This window comes from Gordonia alkaliphila, from assembly GCF_039542465.1.
Classification (GTDB): domain Bacteria; phylum Actinomycetota; class Actinomycetes; order Mycobacteriales; family Mycobacteriaceae; genus Gordonia; species Gordonia alkaliphila.
Genome location: NZ_BAABIE010000011.1, coordinates 101,033 through 116,526, shown reverse-complemented (window position 1 = coordinate 116,526; position 15,494 = coordinate 101,033). Strand labels below are relative to the sequence as shown.

Genomic DNA, 15,494 nt, shown 5'->3' with positions numbered 1-15,494 from the left:
GGTGTTCATCGGTTGAGGGCGGTCAGCGGATCGACGGACGTCAGCGGTCGCAGCGCGAGCACCGCGCCGGCCAGACCGAGCACCGCCATGACGACCACCGGCAGCAGCACACCGCTGGCGGTGATGGCGATGGGGACCACGCCCTCGGCCGCCCAGGCGACTCCGGCGCCGGCCGCCGCACCGACGGCGAGGCCCGTGAAGAGCACCACCGACGCCTGGCCGAGGCCGTCGCGCACCAGGTAACCCTTGCTGGCGCCCATGGCGCGGACCACGGCGAGCGAGGCCAGCCGATGTCCGGTCCACACGGCGAAGAAGGCGCCCACGACCACCGCGGAGATCACCAGCAGCAGCCCCTGGATCAGCAGCAGCGAATTGTGCTCGGACGAGTACCCGGGAATCAGATTCAGTCGAGCGTTGCCGTGCGCGTAGGAGACGCCGTCGATCCCGCTGATCTGCTTGGTCGTGATCATCGCGGAGACGTCATCGCGGTGGGCCGCCTGGCGCCACAGGTCGAGGTTCACTTCGGCGACCGGCGAATGGGCGAACTGCTGGGTGTCACCGATCGACGACACCCGCGACTCGACACCGCCGATCGTGACCGGCGAACCGACCTGCACGCCGAGCGTCTTGGCCGTCTCGTCGTTCAGTCGCACGCCGGGGCCGGCGTTGTCGCGACCGAACACCGCCACCGCCGAGTTCACGTCCTGAAAGCCCACGCTGGTCATCGTGATGCCCAGCGGCGCGGCACCGGGGTCGGCGGACTCGATCGCCCGGACCGCCGTCGGATCCAGCCGGCTGTCGCCCAGGCCGACCGCTGCCCCCGAGCCGTCGACCTGCACGGCCAGACCGCTGCCCGGCAGGTCCTCGACCGCCGACACCGACTGGTCACGCAAGCCGCCGGTCAGCGCCGACAACGCCACCACCATGAACGCCAGCAGCGCGATCACCCCGGCCATGAGGCCGAACTTTCCCGCCGACCGTCGGATTTCTCGCCATCCGATGTACATCTGCACCTCCCAGATCCCGTGCCTGAAAATCTCTCGAGTCCAGCCTGCTAGCTTCCGCGTCTCGAGGAATCGCGCAGAAGACCGGTTGTGCCTCCATCGAAAGTTGGAGGCGCGCACCGCGCCCGGGCCCGATACTGGTGACGTGCCCACAACCGACCGCCGCCAGCTGACCGTCGACCGGTACATCCAATGGGGCGGCCACCTCCTGTTCGCCGTCCTGATGGCGGTCGGCCTGCTGCGCGCGGTCCAGGACACCGCGAGCAACAATCTCGCGGCCGTTCCCGGCGCCACCGCCCTCGCTGGCTGGTATCTGTTCGGCGTCATGGCGATCACGGTGCGGCACAAGCAGATCGCGGTGATGTGGACACTCGTGTTGCTGGCCGGTTGGGCGGTGCTGACCGTCTTCGCCCCCGACTTCATCTGGTTGGCCTTCGTGCTCGCCATGCTCGCCTGGCACTTCTTGCCGCGCGCTCTCGCCATTCCGGCGGAGCTGGTGATCGCCGCGGTGGCCGTTGCCGCCTCGCTGGCCACCGAGCCGGAGGGCGCGGGCGCCGTGGTCGGCCCGGTCATCGGCATCGCCACCGCCGTGGCGGTCACCGAGGCGGTGCGCCGGGTGATCGACGCCTCCGCGGCCCGCGACGCGCTGCTGCAGGAGTTGGCCAGCACGCAGCTGCGCCTGGCCCAAACCGAACGCGAGACAATGCTGGCCGCCGAACGCGAACGCATGGGCGGCGAGATCCACGACGGCGTCGGTCAGGCGCTGGCCGGCATCGTCATGCTGCTGCAGTCGGCCACCGACCGCTCCTCTCCCCCGCCGCAGCAGCGCGCCCAAGCGCTCACCGCACTCGACATGGCGACCAGCGCGCTGGCCCAGACGCGCGGCTTCCTGCGCAGCCTCGACACCCCCACGGTGGCCCCGGACGAACTGCTCGAAGGGCTCAGCGCCGCCGTCGAACAGGCCCGTCGTCTCGGCCTGCCCACCGAACTCCACGTGCACGGCGACGCCGCCGGACTCGACCACGAGGTGCGCGCCACCCTGCTGCGCACCGCCCAGGAGTCGCTCGCGAATGCGGTCCGCCACGCGCACGCGAAGCGCGCCGTGGTCACGCTGACGGTGCTCGACGACGAAGTGCACCTGGACGTCGTCGACGACGGCCGCGGTTTCGATCCGTCGCACACCGGCGGGCACGGCACCGGTTTCGGCCTCGCCGCGCTCCTCGCCCGGGTCGAGCGGGCCGGCGGGACCGCTACCATCGAAACCGACCTCGGCGACGGCACCACGATCGGCGTCTGTCTGCCGCTGCCCACCCCCACCGAAGGCGCGCGATGATCCGGATCATGCTGGTCGACGACCATCCCGTGGTGCGGGCCGGCCTCCGCGCCGTCCTCGAACCGGTCCCCGATCTGGAGGTCGTCGCCGAAGCCGCCGACGCCGACGAGGCCATCGCCCTGGCCGCCGCCGGCGACCTGGACGTGGTGCTGATGGATCTGCGCCTGCAAGGCACGGTGGCCGGCGGGCGCGACGGCGTCGTCGCCACCGCCGAGATCCGGGCGCTGGAGAATCCGCCGCGGGTGCTGATGCTGACCACGTACGCCTCCGACGCCGACATTCTGCGGGCCGTGGACGCCGGGGCGACGGGCTACCTCCTCAAGGACACCGCACCGGAGACGCTGGTGGCCGGGATCCGCAGCGCCGCCGCCGGCGAGACCGTCCTGGGTCCGGCGATCGCCGCACGCCTGCTCGACCGCATGTCCGCGCCGGAGCAGGCCCTCACCGCGCGCGAGTTGGAGATCGTCGAACAGTTGGCGGTGGGCGGTGCCAACAAGGAGATCGCCAAGCGCCTGTTCATCTCCGAGGCAACGGTGAAGTCGCACCTGGTGCACATCTTCGGCAAGCTCGACGTCAACAGCCGCACCAAGGTGGTCGCCGTCGCGCGCGAACGCGGCCTCATCTCCTGAGCGGGACGACGTTCTCGGCGACTCGTCGTCTAAGCCGCTTCGTCGGGCAGGTCGTCGGCGTACCAGGGCCGCGGCCCGTGCCATCCGAACTTGAGCGACGCCAACCGCACGCTGATCGCGATAACCGCACACGCCAACCCCATCCAGGCCTGATAGTCGGTGTAGCGCAACAGGATCGCCACCACGGCGGCGCACGCGAGAGCCGGGATGGCGTACAGGTGCTCGCCGGGACGCAACACGCTCGGCACCTGCCCGGAGAGCATGTCGCGGATCACGCCGCCGCCGACCGCCGTCATCAGACCGAGTAGCGCGGCGCCCGGCGCCGACAGGCCCCACTGGTACGCCACCACCGTGCCGACCACCGCGAACATGCCCAGGCCCACCGCGTCGGTGATCTCCAACGGCCACCTCGTCAGGCGCGCCGGCACGCGCCAGGAGAAGATCACCATTCCGGTCACCACGGCGGCGATCAGGTAGCGCATGTCGGTGAACGCGTTCGGCGGGGTGTTGCCAATGGTGACGTCGCGCAGGATGCCGCCGCCCAGCGCCGTCGCCACGGCGAGCAGCAGAATGCCCACCACGTCGAGGTTGCGGCGCACGGCCATCAGGGCGCCGGAGGCGGCGAAAGCGATGGTGCCGATGAGTTCGCCGGAATGGTGCAGCAGCATCACGGCATCGTCGAGACGGTTCACAATTGTCCAACCGTACGCGGCCCCGGCGACGATGCGGCCACATCGACTTAGGATGCACTAATTCCCTGGTCAGGGCACGTCCGAAGTACCATCGGAAGCTGTGAGTGACTCAGCCCCCGCCCCCGAATTCCTCTACTCGGATCTGCTGCCGGCCGATCAAGACGACACCCCGTACCGTCTGATCACCACCGAAGGCGTCTCGACGTTCGAAGCCGGGGGACGCACCTTCCTCCAGGTGGAGCCGGAGGCGATTCAGAAACTCACCACCGAGGCGATGCACGACATCAGCCACTACCTGCGCCCCGCGCACCTGAAGCAGCTTCGCAAGATCATCGACGATCCGGAGGCCTCGGGCAACGACCGCTTCGTCGCGCTCGACCTGCTCAAGAACGTCAACATCTCCGCCGGCGGCGTGCTGCCGATGTGCCAGGACACCGGCACCGCGATCGTGATGGGCAAGAAGAGCGAAGGTGTGCTGACCGGCACCGACGACGCCGAGACCATCTCGCGCGGCGTCTACGACGCGTACACCAAGCTGAACCTGCGGTACTCGCAGCTCGCGCCGCTGACCACGTACGAAGAGAAGAACACCGGCACCAATCTGCCCGCGCAGATCGAGATCTACGCGACCGAGCAGGGCCCGAAGGGTCCGGAGTACAAGTTCCTGTTCATGGCCAAGGGCGGCGGCAGCGCCAACAAGTCGTTCCTGTTCCAGGAGACCAAGGCCATCCTGAGCCCCAAGAAGATGCTCGCCTTCCTGGACGAGAAGATCCGCTCGCTCGGTACCGCGGCCTGCCCGCCGTACCACCTGGCCGTGGTCATCGGCGGCACCTCCGCCGAGTTCGCTCTCAAGACCGCCAAGTACGCCTCGGCGCACTACCTGGACAACCTGCCCACCGAGGGCTCGATGTCCGCGCACGGCTTCCGCGACACCGAGCTGGAGGAGGAAGTCTTCAAGCTCACCCAGTCGTTCGGGATCGGTGCGCAGTTCGGCGGCAAGTACTTCTGCCACGACGTCCGCGTGGTGCGTCTGCCGCGGCACGGCGCGTCGTGCCCGGTGGCCATCGCGGTCTCCTGTTCGGCCGACCGCCAGGCGCTGGGCAAGATCACCGCCGACGGTGTGTTCCTCGAGCAGCTCGAGACCGACCCGGCCCAGTACATGCCCGACGCCGGGGTGGCCGAGGACATCGACGGCGGCGCCGTGGTCGAGATCGACCTCAATCTGCCGATGGACGAGATCCTCGCCGAGCTCAGCAAGCACCCGGTCAAGACGCGGCTGTCGCTGACCGGCCCGCTGGTGGTGGCCCGCGACATCGCGCACGCGAAGATCGCCGAACGCCTCGACGCCGGTGAGCCGATGCCGGACTACCTGAAGAACCACCCGGTGTACTACGCGGGTCCGGCCAAGACGCCCGAGGGCATGGCCTCCGGTTCCTTCGGCCCCACCACTGCCGGCCGTATGGACAGCTACGTCGAGCAGTTCCAGGCGGCGGGCGGCTCCATGGTGATGCTCGCCAAGGGCAACCGGTCCAAGCAGGTCACGCAGGCCTGCGACAGCCACGGCGGCTTCTACCTCGGCTCCATCGGCGGACCGGCGGCCCGGCTGGCACTGGACTGCATCAAGAGCCAGGAAGTGATCGAGTACCCCGAGCTCGGCATGGAGGCGATCTGGAAGATCGAGGTGGAGAACTTCCCCGCGTTCATCGTCGTCGACGACAAGGGCAACGACTTCTTCACCGACCCGTCGGGCGCCGTGAACGTCCCGATCTCCGGCATCCGCGTTCGCTCCAAGGAGCGCTAGAACCGTCCGGAAAATGTGATCTCCGTCACTTGACATCGGGTGCTAAACTCTAAAAGCATTTGATCTAGGCCTCCCGGGAACCGCCTATTCAATGCCCGAGTTTAGACCCTCTGACCTGCGCTTTCGGGTCGTTGACGGGAGTCCGGACCCCTCCTTACCGTCGGGTCCATGAGCATCTCGGACACCTTCGGATCAGAGTTCCTCGACGCGAACTTCTTCGCTGCGGACCCCTTCGACGCGGAGATCTTCCGTACCGGATTCCTGCGTCCGGCGGGATTCGGGCCACACGTATCCGGGCCACAGGCATTCGGGCCGCAGGCAGGCGACGACGTCGAGCTGACGGCGGCCGCTCGCTTGCTGTCCGACGAACTCGGACTGGCGCTCGACGATGCCCCCGCGGCTCCCCCGGAGCGACGGGCGGCGCCGTCGGCGATCGTGCTCCGCCCCAGCGAAAGCACCGAGATCGCGGCACAGCTGCTGCGCCCCACACCGCAGATCGTGGTGGCCGCGGGTGCGCCCGGTTCCGGACGCTCGGCGATCGTCGGCGACGTGGCGGCCGCCCTGCGCGGGGCGGCCAATCCTCTCCACCTGCGGCGCACCTGCGACGATCCCGCGATCGACCCGAGCACCGACCTCGTCAGCGCGGTGGGCGACCTGATCGACGAGGGCCTGGCGGCCTCCGACGTGCTGGTGCTCGACGACTTCGACAAGGCGGCCGAGCCCGGACCCCACCAGGTCTCGTCGCCGCTGCTCACCCAGGTGATGTTCGCGCACCGTCATTCCCGGATCCAGTTCCTGCTGATCGTCGACGAGGCCGCCCTGCATCGCCTGAACGAGCTGAACCCCGAGTTCGCCGCGGTCGCTCGGGTGGTCACGCTCGGCGCGCTGCCGCGGACCGCGGTGCGCGCCATCGTCGAGGAGGTCGCCGCCGAGCGGGCCGAGCTCCCGGTGGATCCCGACGTGGTGTCGGCAGCACTGGGTCCGGCCGACCCCGGCACGCGCCGCCGGCACCCCGGCTTGGCGATCGATCGCATCGACGCCGCGATCGGCCGCGCCCGCGCCGGCCAGGCCGAGACGCTGCGCGCACCTCACCTCGCGCTGCCCGCCGCCGGCCTCACCTCGGCGGCGGATCTGTGGCTGGCCTTGAGCACGCAGGTACGCGGCCAACCGCGCGCCGTGGCCACCGTCGCCGCACACCTGGCCCCGGCGTTAGCCCACCTGAAGCCGCGTCCGGAGCGCCCGCACGGGGTGTTCCTGTTCACCGGCCCGTCCGGGGTCGGCAAGACCGAACTCGCCAAGCAGGTGGCGCGCACGGTCTACGGCGGCGAGGAGGCGCTGATCCGCCTGGACATGTCCGAGTACGGCAACCTCGACGACGCGCGCATGAAGCTGATCGGCGCGCACCGAACGTGGAGGAACAGCACCGCGGAGGGACTGCTGACCACCCGGGTGATCCACCGACCGCGCAGCGTGATTCTGCTCGACGAGTTCGAGAAGGCCCACCCCGACCTGTGGCCGCTGTTTCTGCAGGTCTTCGACGAGGGACGGCTCAGCGACGGGTGGGGCCAGACCGCCGCATTCGCCGACACCGTCCTCATCATGACCACCAACCTCGCCGCACCCGAGGAGAAGTTCCCGCCCGAGTTCCGCAACCGGCTCACCGCGACCGTCGACTTCACCGCCCTGGCGCTGGCGCACCTGCGCGAGATCGCCGAACTGGAGCTGTCCCGCACCGCGACCCGGCTGGCCGACCACGGCTGGCACATCACCTACGCCGATGACGTCGCCGCCCACCTCGCCGCGGTATCGGTGGACCCGGAATTCGGTGCCCGCCGACTGCAACGCGTCATGGACGTCGAGCTGTTTCGCCTGCTGAACACGGCGGACGTCCGGCGGGTCCGGGTGGTGGTCGACGGCGATCATCTCGCCGTGGTGCCGAACCCGCTCCGCTGACGCCGCCACCGGCCCCGTTGCCCCTCGCCCCGGCCCCACCGACGGGGGCCGGGGCCGGGGGGCGCCGGTCACCGCTGGTGGAAGCGGTCCAGGAAGGCGACCATGCCGGGCGACTGCCCGCGGTGACCACGGGGACGCACCGAAGCGTTCTCGCAGATCCGGGCGGTCTGGCCGGCCGGACGACGACGCCGCGGTCGCTGGTCGGGAGTGTTGACCGGCCCGAGTTCGGCCTCGAGCTGCTCGCGCTGCACTCCCGCGCTGCGCGCGGCCTGCACGATCCAATGCGTGCACTGCCCGCACGCGCAGCGGTGACCCCGCGCGCCTCGGTGCAAACGGCCCTCGAGCTGGGCGAGCGCGAATGCGATCCGGTTGTTGCTTGCCATCTGACGTCCTCCTGATTTCGGATACACCTCTCCCTGCGAGAGGTGTCTTCATCAGGGGTGTTCAGAAGGTCAACGCACGGTCGGCTCCATAAGGTCGGACAACAACGGACCGGCGACGTTACCTCATCTCACCCCTGAGCACCAGGCCCGCCCGACGGCAGCCGCACTATGAAATTTTCAAATAACACATCGCGTCGGGAACCGCTCCCGGCACTGGTTTCACGCGCCTCACGCGGCGCTGGCTGACAAGGTCAAGGTTCGTCGCGCATTCGACCGGATCGGTTCACGACGACGCTTCGGATGGTCGGGATCGGCCGGCGGAATGAACCACGGCTGCCGATCCCGACCGATGAACACTTCCCACCCACCGTGATGAACCACGGTGTGGTGCCGACGGCAGAGCAGGACACCGTTGTCCAGACTCGTCACTCCACCGTGCTCCCAATGCTCCACGTGGTGCCCGTCGCACCACGACGGCGGAACACCGCAACCGGGAAACGCGCAACCACGGTCCCGTAGGACCAGGGCCTTACGGATACTCGGCGGGAACAGCCGCTTCTCTCGACCGACGTTCAACGGCACACCGTGCTCGTCCAGCAGCGCCAACGCCACCGACGCTTCGCACATGATCAACTCCGCCGTCCGCGCCGAGATCGGTCCACCGAACCCGAGCCACGGTACGGCGGTGTCGTCCTCGGCCACGGCGACCGGGATTGAGATCGCCTGTCCCGCAACGGAATCGAGCACCTGCCCGTTCATCACCACCGCCGCCGGCACAGACAACGTCACGTGCGGCAGTACTCCGCCGGACTCGGGACGCTCGGAATGAGACAGATACGTGCGAATCACCTGAGCCATCGCATCCGCTCGCCGCCGCTTGGCCGACCGCCGATCCTGCGAACCGTCGGGCTCCGGTACCGGCCGAGTGAGTGGATCCAACGCCCCACTGAGTTCCTCGGCGGCCACGATGTCGAAGTCGATCGTCACCGCCACCCGGCCGTCGTCGGTCCGGTTCAGGGTCATCTCGTTGAGATCGTCACGCTCGGCGACCGGAACCTCCCCGTCCACCGGAGCCTCCGGCGCCAGCTTGATCGCCCACGCCCGAGCCTTCTCCCTCACCCGCGCCGGCGAAGTCTGCACCAGCAACGAATGCACAATCTTCCGGCGATCCTCGTCGGACAACTCCACCCGACCCGCCACATGCCCGAGACCGCTCACCACCGCATCACCGTGCTCCGCCGACACCGCACCATCGCGCAACCCACGGGTCACCGACACCAGGTTCTCGTCGGCGATCGCCTGCCCGAGCCTGCCGGCACGATAGGCCACCGCCGGAGCCGCCCCGAGCTCGGCAAGAATCGCCGCACCCGACCGCACGTGCTTCCGGGCGGGCAGGCCCACGCGTTCGATCGCCGCGCACGTCGCGGCCACGGAGTAGTCGGCCACATTGCGCAACCGCAGAACCGCCGCGGTCACGGCCAGGACTTCCCGGTCGTCATCCACCGCCCGCGCCCGGGCCAAGAACTGTCCGAGATTCGCCGGCGCATCGATGTCGGCACCGACTGGGATAGTGAGGTCATCGCTGATCGAATCGGCGAAGGCCGTGAGGGCTGCCGCGTCCATGACGCTCACTCCTCAGGTTGCGAGAAGCCAGTAGCGGTTGGAACCGGTCGAGCCAGCGACGATCAGCCACTTGGCCACTCATGTTCCGCGAGTCCTGCTCCGCGAGTTCGGGACTGTCGACCCCCACCCGCTTAGCTCTATGTTATACCTCACATCGACCTTGAACAAGAGTGCGAGGAAACTTGTTGAGAGCCGGACCGACAACCCCCTCCACCTGCAGAATCAAGACGATCCGGCGATGCGGGCCGATCGCTGCTCCGCCCCGAGTTCGCAGAAATCGGTAGTGTTAGGTGAACCTAATTTCTCCGACGAAGGGGCGACCATGACCGACTACCGCATCGAGCACGACACCATGGGCGAGGTCAAGGTGCCCGTCGACGCTCTCTGGCGCGCGCAGACGCAGCGGGCCGTGGAGAACTTCCCGATTTCGTTCCGCCCCCTCGAACGCACCCAGGTCCGCGCCATGGGTCTCCTCAAGGCCGCCTGCGCCCGGGTCAACGCCGACCTCGGCCTCCTCGACGAAACCAAGGCCGCCGCCATCGTCGACGCCGCGCTGGCGATCGCGCGCGGCGAGCACGACGACCAGTTCCCGATCGATGTGTTCCAGACCGGATCGGGCACCAGTTCCAACATGAACGCCAACGAGGTCATCGCGTCGCTCGCCGCGGCCGCCGGTGTCGACGTGCACCCCAATGACGACGTGAACATGTCGCAGAGCTCCAACGACACCTTCCCCACCGCGACCCATGTGGCCGCGACCGAGGCCGTGGTGAACCAGCTGATCCCGGCGCTGGAGCACCTGCGCGAAGCCCTCGCCGAGAAGTCGGTGCAGTGGCGCGAGGTGGTCAAGAGCGGCCGCACCCACCTGATGGATGCCGTGCCGGTGACCCTGGGGCAGGAGTTCGGCGGTTACGCCCGCCAGATCCATGCCGGCGTCGAGCGGGTCAGCGCGACCCTCCCCCGCGTCGGCGAACTCCCGATCGGCGGCACCGCCGTCGGCACCGGCCTCAACGCCCCGGCCGGTTTCGGCACCAAGGTGGTCGCTGAGCTGCGTCGACTCACCGAGGTGAACGAACTGGCGCTTGCCACCGACAGCTTCGAGGCACAGGCCGCGCGCGACGGCCTCGTCGAACTGTCCGGCCAGCTCAAGACCGTCGCCGTCTCGCTCACCAAGATCGCCAACGACATCCGATGGATGGGTTCGGGGCCGCTCACCGGCCTCGGCGAGATCCACCTGCCCGATCTGCAGCCCGGCAGCTCGATCATGCCCGGCAAGGTCAATCCCGTGCTGCCCGAAGCCGTCACGCAGGTCGCCGCGCAGGTGATCGGCAACGACGCCGCGGTGACTTGGGGCGGCGGCAACGGCGCCTTCGAGCTGAACGTCTACATCCCGATGATGGCGCGCAACGTGCTCGAGTCGATCAGCCTGTTGGCCAACGTCTCCCGACTGTTCGCCGACCGCTGTATCCGGGGCCTGGAAGCGAATGAGGAACGCCTGCGCACGCTGGCCGAGTCGAGCCCGTCGATCGTCACCCCGCTCAACAGCGCCATCGGCTACGAGGAGGCGGCGGCCGTCGCCAAGCAGGCCTTGGCCGACGGCGCGACCATCCGCCAGACCGTGATCGACCGCGGGCTGCTCGGCGAGGACCTGAGCGAGGCCGAACTCGATCGCAGACTCGATGTGCTGGCCATGACCAACCTCGACCGCGAGCGGTAGACCGAATTCCACAGCTCTCGTGGCCGGGTGCTGGCGCGCGCATCCCCGCCCTGCTGAGCTGGGGACGTGCGGAGGGAGCCTACGCACCATGACAGCTATGACCACACAGATTCTGGGTCTGCCGCGGGGACGCGCTCTGACCCGCTCGGATCTGGCACGACTGCCCGACGACGGTCACCGGTATGAGCTCATCGACGGGACCCTGGTGGTGAGCCCGGCACCTGAGCTTGCACACCAGCGAGCCGTGACCCGACTCTCGGCACTGCTCGGCAGACGGGTGCCCGAGCATCTCGAAGTTCTGGTGGCACCGTTCGACGTCGTCCTCACCGAAGACACGGTGCTCCAACCCGACGTCCTCGTCGCTCCCATCGATCAGTTCACCGACCACAGTCTTCCCGGCGCGCCTCTGCTGGCGGTAGAGGTACTCTCGCCGTCGACTCGCGGTATCGATCTGCTGCTGAAGAAGGATCGGCTCGCTCGGGTCGGCTGTCCGCACTACTGGATCGTCGACCCGGACAAACCGTCGATCACTGCTTGGTCCCTGGTCGGGGAAGGCTACGTGGCAGTCGCCCAGGCCGTCGGCGACGACGAATTCACTGTGGCTGCGCCGTTCCCCGTCCGTCTCACGCCGAGCGGGCTCACCGCGTAAACCCTGATCACCTCCGTGGTTCGGCGGTGATCAGTCCTTCGACGGCATCAGGTAGGCCGACAGCGCGATGAGGATCACCGAGAGTGCCAGCGACAGGTCGTAGCCCCACTCCATCTGCAGGGACATCCCCTCCGGGAGGTCGCCCGCGTCGAGCCAGATCCCGCGGCCGAGCCAGGTGAACAGCAGCAGGGCCAGCGCGGCGAAACCTCCGAGCGACGCCGCCGACGCCGCGGCGTGCGCCGTGGGCCGCAGCCACACGATGATCGCGATCGCCGTCAACAGCACCGCGAAGCCCACCGCCCACAGCGGACTGCCGTCGATGGAGTAGAACCGGTCGGTCTCCCACTGCCCGCTCAACGTCGTGGTGGCCAGGGTCTTGTCGTCCTCCGCCACGCGAACCCACGGCGCCGTGAAGGCCAGGATCCCGATCACGGCCAGGATCACCGTGGCACCCAGCCGCGGCACCAGCCCGCGGTCGAGGGAACCGGCGGCGGCTGCCTGCGGGGTCGTGTTCGGCGGGGTCATGTGGGTACGTCCTCCCTGCGGGCCAGCCGCACTCGGGGCCGATCGTCGGGTCCGACCGCTCCGGGCGGAATTCTATCCCTCGGCCGTCAACGGACCACTTCGCGGTGGGAGCCGTCGACGCGGCGGGTCCAGCCCCGCGCGTCCAGGTACTCCAGCAACGGGATCGCCACCCGTCGCGAGGTCCCCAGCGCCTGCCGCGCCTGGGACGTGGTGAACGGCTGCGGCAGGCGGGCGAGCTCGCGCATCGCCAAGGCTGGCGACTTCGGCGCTACCACCAATCCGTCGGCCAGACGCACCAGCCGGCCGGCGCGCTCACCGGCCGCCAATTCCCGGGCGCCTAGACGCAGGTCCGCCAGATCGTCGGCTTCCGGCGCGGCGAAGGGCGTGGCGGCGAGCCGTCGCTCCAGTTCCGCGATTCCCGCTTCCGCCGGCCCCAGGTCGTGCCGCAGTTCCGGCAGGAACAGCCACCCGCCGTCGGACTGCACACCGGCGCCGGAGACCACGGCAGACAGCAGGCCCGCATCCGGCAGAGCGATCGCGTCGCGGGCGGCACCGAACGACAGCCCCGGAGCCAACGGGTCGCGCTCGTGCGCGGCGAGCACCGCGCCGCGCAGGCGCACCTGCCAGTCGTGCAACTGCTGCATCGCCACCCACCAGTGGCCCACTGCGCTCACCCCGGGCGGCGGCGCGTCCACCGGCAGCCCGGCTGCGGCCAACTGCTCGACGAGCACCGCACCGCGCCGGGTCACCTCGTCCAGCACCCGACCGTCCGCGTCCCGTGCGGCCAGCGCGTCGCCTCGGCGCGCGGCATCGCCACGACGGTGCGGCGGCGGCGGATCGACGTCGAGCACGGTGGCGCCGCCGACGATACGACCGGCGCCCGGGTCCCGGAGCACCAGCGCGTCGTCGTGCTGCAGCGGTACTTCCCAGGCCAGCGTCAGGCGGAGATGGTCGGCGTCGAGCGGCCGCGCGCGGGCCGGAATCGCCGCGGTGCCCACATGCACGGTGAGCCACTCGGGCACGTCGGCCGCGGCGCTGTGCACGTCGATCACCGAGGTCTGCGGCCACGCACCGGGGGTCAGCAGCGTGTCCCCGCGGTGCACCTCGTCGGCCCCGAGGCCGCGCAGATTCACCGCGACCCGACTGACCGGTAGAGCGCGTTGCTCGTCGCGGCCGTGGCTCTGCAGTCCGCGCACCACGGTGCTCCGGCGGCCGTGTCGCCCGGCCACCTCCAGCGGCTGATCCAGCCTCAGCGAGCCCGCCGCCAGGGTCCCGGTGACCACGGTCCCGGCACCGGCGATGGTGAAGGAGCGGTCCACCCAGAGCCGCACTCGGCCGTCGGTGACCGGTGCGGGCAGGTCGCCGAGCACCTCGTCCAGTGCGGCGCGCAAACGGTCCAGCCCGTCGCCGGTCACCGCGGACACGGTCACGGCGGGGGCCTGCGCCAGACCGGTGTCGGCGAGTTCGGTGCGCGCCTGCTCGATCACGTCCGCGACGCGGTCGGGCGTGGCCCGGTCGGTGCGGGTCACCACGATGAGCCCCGCCGAGATGCCCAACGCGGACAACGCATCCCGGTGATCGGATGATTGCGCCATCCACCCTTCGTCGGCGGCGACGACGAACAGCACCACCGGTGCCGGGCCGAGCCCGGCGAGCATGTTGCCGAGGAAGCGTTCGTGGCCCGGTACGTCGACGAAGCCGACCTGCCGTCCCGAGGGCAGCGTGGTCCACACGAAACCGAGGTCGATGGTGAGTCCGCGTTCCCGCTCGGCGGCCCAGCGGTCCGGTTCCATCCCGGTCAACGCCTTGGCCAGCGTGGACTTGCCGTGGTCTACGTGCCCGGCGGTGGCGACGACGAACATGCTCAGATCTCGCCCAGCGCAGCGCGAACGGCGTCGGTCAGCACCTCGTCGGCGCTCTCCGGTACACACCGGAGGTCCAGCAGGGCCGCCCCCTCGTGCAGTCGGGGCACCACCGACGGCGTCCCCAGCCGCAGCGGTCGCGCGACCGCTTCCGGCAGCCGAACGGCGAAGCCGTGCAACGGAACCCCGGGCGCTCCCCCACCGCCGACCCGACCGTCGTGCTCGATCACCTCGCCGCCCACCGCCGCGGCCAGCGCCTCGGCCCGCTCACGCAGCCGTGCGGGATCGGCGTGCAGATACTCCACCACCGGTGCGGCGGGCCCGGACAGGGTGGCCTCCAAGGCGGCCAACGCCAGCTTGTCCATGCGCACCGCGCGGGCCAGCGGATGCCGTCCGAGCCGGGACACCAGGTCGGCGCGCCCCAGCAGCAGACCGGCTTGCGGCCCACCCAGGAGCTTGTCGCCGCTCGCGGTCACCAGGTCGGCGCCAGCGGCGAGCGTGGTGGCCGCGTCGGGCTCGTCGGGCAGCAGCGGGTCCGGGCTCAGCAGGCCGCTGCCCAGGTCCACCACCAGCGGAACACCGCGTTCGGCGGCCACCGCCGACAGATCGCGGACGTCGACCCCGGAGGTGAAGCCCTCGACCCGGAAGTTGCTGGGGTGCACCTTCAGCAGGCATCCGGTGTCCGGGCCGATAGCGTCGGCGTAATCGGCCAGGTGGGTGCGGTTGGTGGTGCCCACCTCACGCAGACGCGCGCCGGTGGATGCGATCAGGTCGGGCAGCCGAAAACCCGCACCGATCTCGATCAGTTCCCCGCGCGAGATGATCACCTCGCGCCCCGCGGCCAGCGCCGTGGTCGCCAACACCAGTGCGGCCGCGCCGTTGTTCACCGCCAGCGCGTCCTCGGCGGCCGGGCACGCGGCCAGCAACGCCGCCCGCGCACCGACGCCGCGCTTGCTCCGCACACCGGCGGCGAGGTCCATCTCCACGTCGACGTAACCGGCCGCCTGCTGCAGCGCCGCTACCGCCGCGTCACTCAGGGGCGCACGGCCGAGGTTGGTGTGCACCACCACGCCGGTCGCGTTGAGCACGGGTGTCTGCGCCGAGGCCGGTCGCGCCGCCAACTCGGCGGTCACCTCCTCGGCCACCCGATCCGGTGCCAGTGCACCCGATCGGGCCCGGACCTGCACTGCCCGGATCACGCCGACGATCACGTGTTCGGCCAGGCGCATTCGCGCCTCGGCGACCACCTCAAGCGCGAGAAGAACGTCGGTACGCGGAATCGCGCGACGCGAATCTGGTTGTGACGCAACGTGATCCACTCGT

At 69.8% G+C, this 15,494-nt stretch carries 13 protein-coding genes; 6 read left to right on the top strand and 7 right to left on the bottom strand.

What is annotated here, in order from left to right:
- Positions 1 to 5 precede the first annotated feature (5 nt).
- Entirely contained in the window at positions 6 to 956 is a 951-nt protein-coding gene (locus ABD989_RS12680) for an FtsX-like permease family protein (RefSeq protein ID WP_246994617.1), read from the bottom strand.
- Positions 957 to 1,149: 193 nt separating this feature from the next.
- Here ABD989_RS12680 and ABD989_RS12675 point away from each other — a divergent pair, with 193 nt between their 5' ends.
- The gene (locus ABD989_RS12675; protein WP_345313747.1) at positions 1,150 to 2,337 is read left to right on the top strand and encodes a sensor histidine kinase; all 1,188 of its coding nucleotides are present in this window, start codon (positions 1,150 to 1,152) and stop codon (positions 2,335 to 2,337) included.
- Positions 2,334 to 2,966 (top strand): response regulator, encoded by a 633-nt coding sequence (locus ABD989_RS12670; RefSeq protein ID WP_246994613.1) that lies wholly within the window; start codon positions 2,334 to 2,336, stop codon positions 2,964 to 2,966. Before ABD989_RS12675 ends, ABD989_RS12670 begins: the two co-directional genes overlap by 4 nt.
- A gap of 29 nt (positions 2,967 to 2,995) precedes the next feature.
- On the opposite strand, the gene ABD989_RS12665 is transcribed toward ABD989_RS12670, so the two are convergent.
- Positions 2,996 to 3,658: a trimeric intracellular cation channel family protein gene (locus tag ABD989_RS12665; protein WP_308221351.1), complete on the bottom strand. Its 663-nt coding sequence runs from the start codon at positions 3,656 to 3,658 to the stop codon at positions 2,996 to 2,998.
- A 100-nt stretch (positions 3,659 to 3,758) separates the two neighbouring features.
- Between ABD989_RS12665 and ABD989_RS12660 the strand changes: the two genes are divergently transcribed.
- Both ABD989_RS12660 and ABD989_RS12655 read left to right on the top strand, forming a co-directional pair.
- Positions 3,759 to 5,459 carry a fumarate hydratase gene (locus tag ABD989_RS12660; protein ID WP_345313746.1) on the top strand — a complete coding sequence of 567 codons (1,701 nt, stop codon included), beginning with the start codon at positions 3,759 to 3,761 and terminating at the stop codon, positions 5,457 to 5,459.
- A 168-nt stretch (positions 5,460 to 5,627) separates the two neighbouring features.
- Entirely contained in the window at positions 5,628 to 7,412 is a 1,785-nt protein-coding gene (locus ABD989_RS12655; RefSeq protein ID WP_345313745.1) for an AAA family ATPase, read from the top strand.
- Positions 7,413 to 7,480: 68 nt separating this feature from the next.
- On the opposite strand, the gene ABD989_RS12650 is transcribed toward ABD989_RS12655, so the two are convergent.
- Together ABD989_RS12650 and ABD989_RS12645 are read right to left on the bottom strand one after the other, a co-directional pair.
- On the bottom strand, positions 7,481 to 7,795 hold the full coding sequence (locus ABD989_RS12650; protein ID WP_345313744.1) for a hypothetical protein: 315 nt from the start codon (positions 7,793 to 7,795) through the stop codon (positions 7,481 to 7,483).
- A 228-nt stretch (positions 7,796 to 8,023) separates the two neighbouring features.
- On the bottom strand, positions 8,024 to 9,418 hold the full coding sequence (locus ABD989_RS12645; protein ID WP_345313743.1) for an HNH endonuclease signature motif containing protein: 1,395 nt from the start codon (positions 9,416 to 9,418) through the stop codon (positions 8,024 to 8,026).
- A 322-nt stretch (positions 9,419 to 9,740) separates the two neighbouring features.
- Between ABD989_RS12645 and ABD989_RS12640 the strand changes: the two genes are divergently transcribed.
- Together ABD989_RS12640 and ABD989_RS12635 are read left to right on the top strand one after the other, a co-directional pair.
- Positions 9,741 to 11,135, top strand: a complete 1,395-nt coding sequence (locus ABD989_RS12640; RefSeq protein WP_345313742.1) for a class II fumarate hydratase — start codon at positions 9,741 to 9,743, stop codon at positions 11,133 to 11,135.
- 88 nt (positions 11,136 to 11,223) lie between these two features.
- A complete protein-coding gene (locus ABD989_RS12635) occupies positions 11,224 to 11,784 on the top strand; it encodes a Uma2 family endonuclease (RefSeq protein ID WP_345313741.1) in 561 nt (186 codons plus the stop codon).
- Between the two features lie 30 nt (positions 11,785 to 11,814).
- Here ABD989_RS12635 and ABD989_RS12630 read toward each other — a convergent pair whose 3' ends face one another.
- The 3 genes from ABD989_RS12630 to selA form a co-directional block, all read right to left on the bottom strand.
- On the bottom strand, positions 11,815 to 12,309 hold the full coding sequence (locus ABD989_RS12630) for a hypothetical protein (RefSeq protein WP_345313740.1): 495 nt from the start codon (positions 12,307 to 12,309) through the stop codon (positions 11,815 to 11,817).
- Positions 12,310 to 12,395: 86 nt separating this feature from the next.
- Positions 12,396 to 14,171: a selenocysteine-specific translation elongation factor gene (gene selB, locus ABD989_RS12625; RefSeq protein ID WP_345313739.1), complete on the bottom strand. Its 1,776-nt coding sequence runs from the start codon at positions 14,169 to 14,171 to the stop codon at positions 12,396 to 12,398.
- A gap of 2 nt (positions 14,172 to 14,173) precedes the next feature.
- Entirely contained in the window at positions 14,174 to 15,490 is a 1,317-nt protein-coding gene (gene selA, locus ABD989_RS12620) for an L-seryl-tRNA(Sec) selenium transferase (protein ID WP_345313738.1), read from the bottom strand.
- Positions 15,491 to 15,494 lie beyond the last annotated feature (4 nt).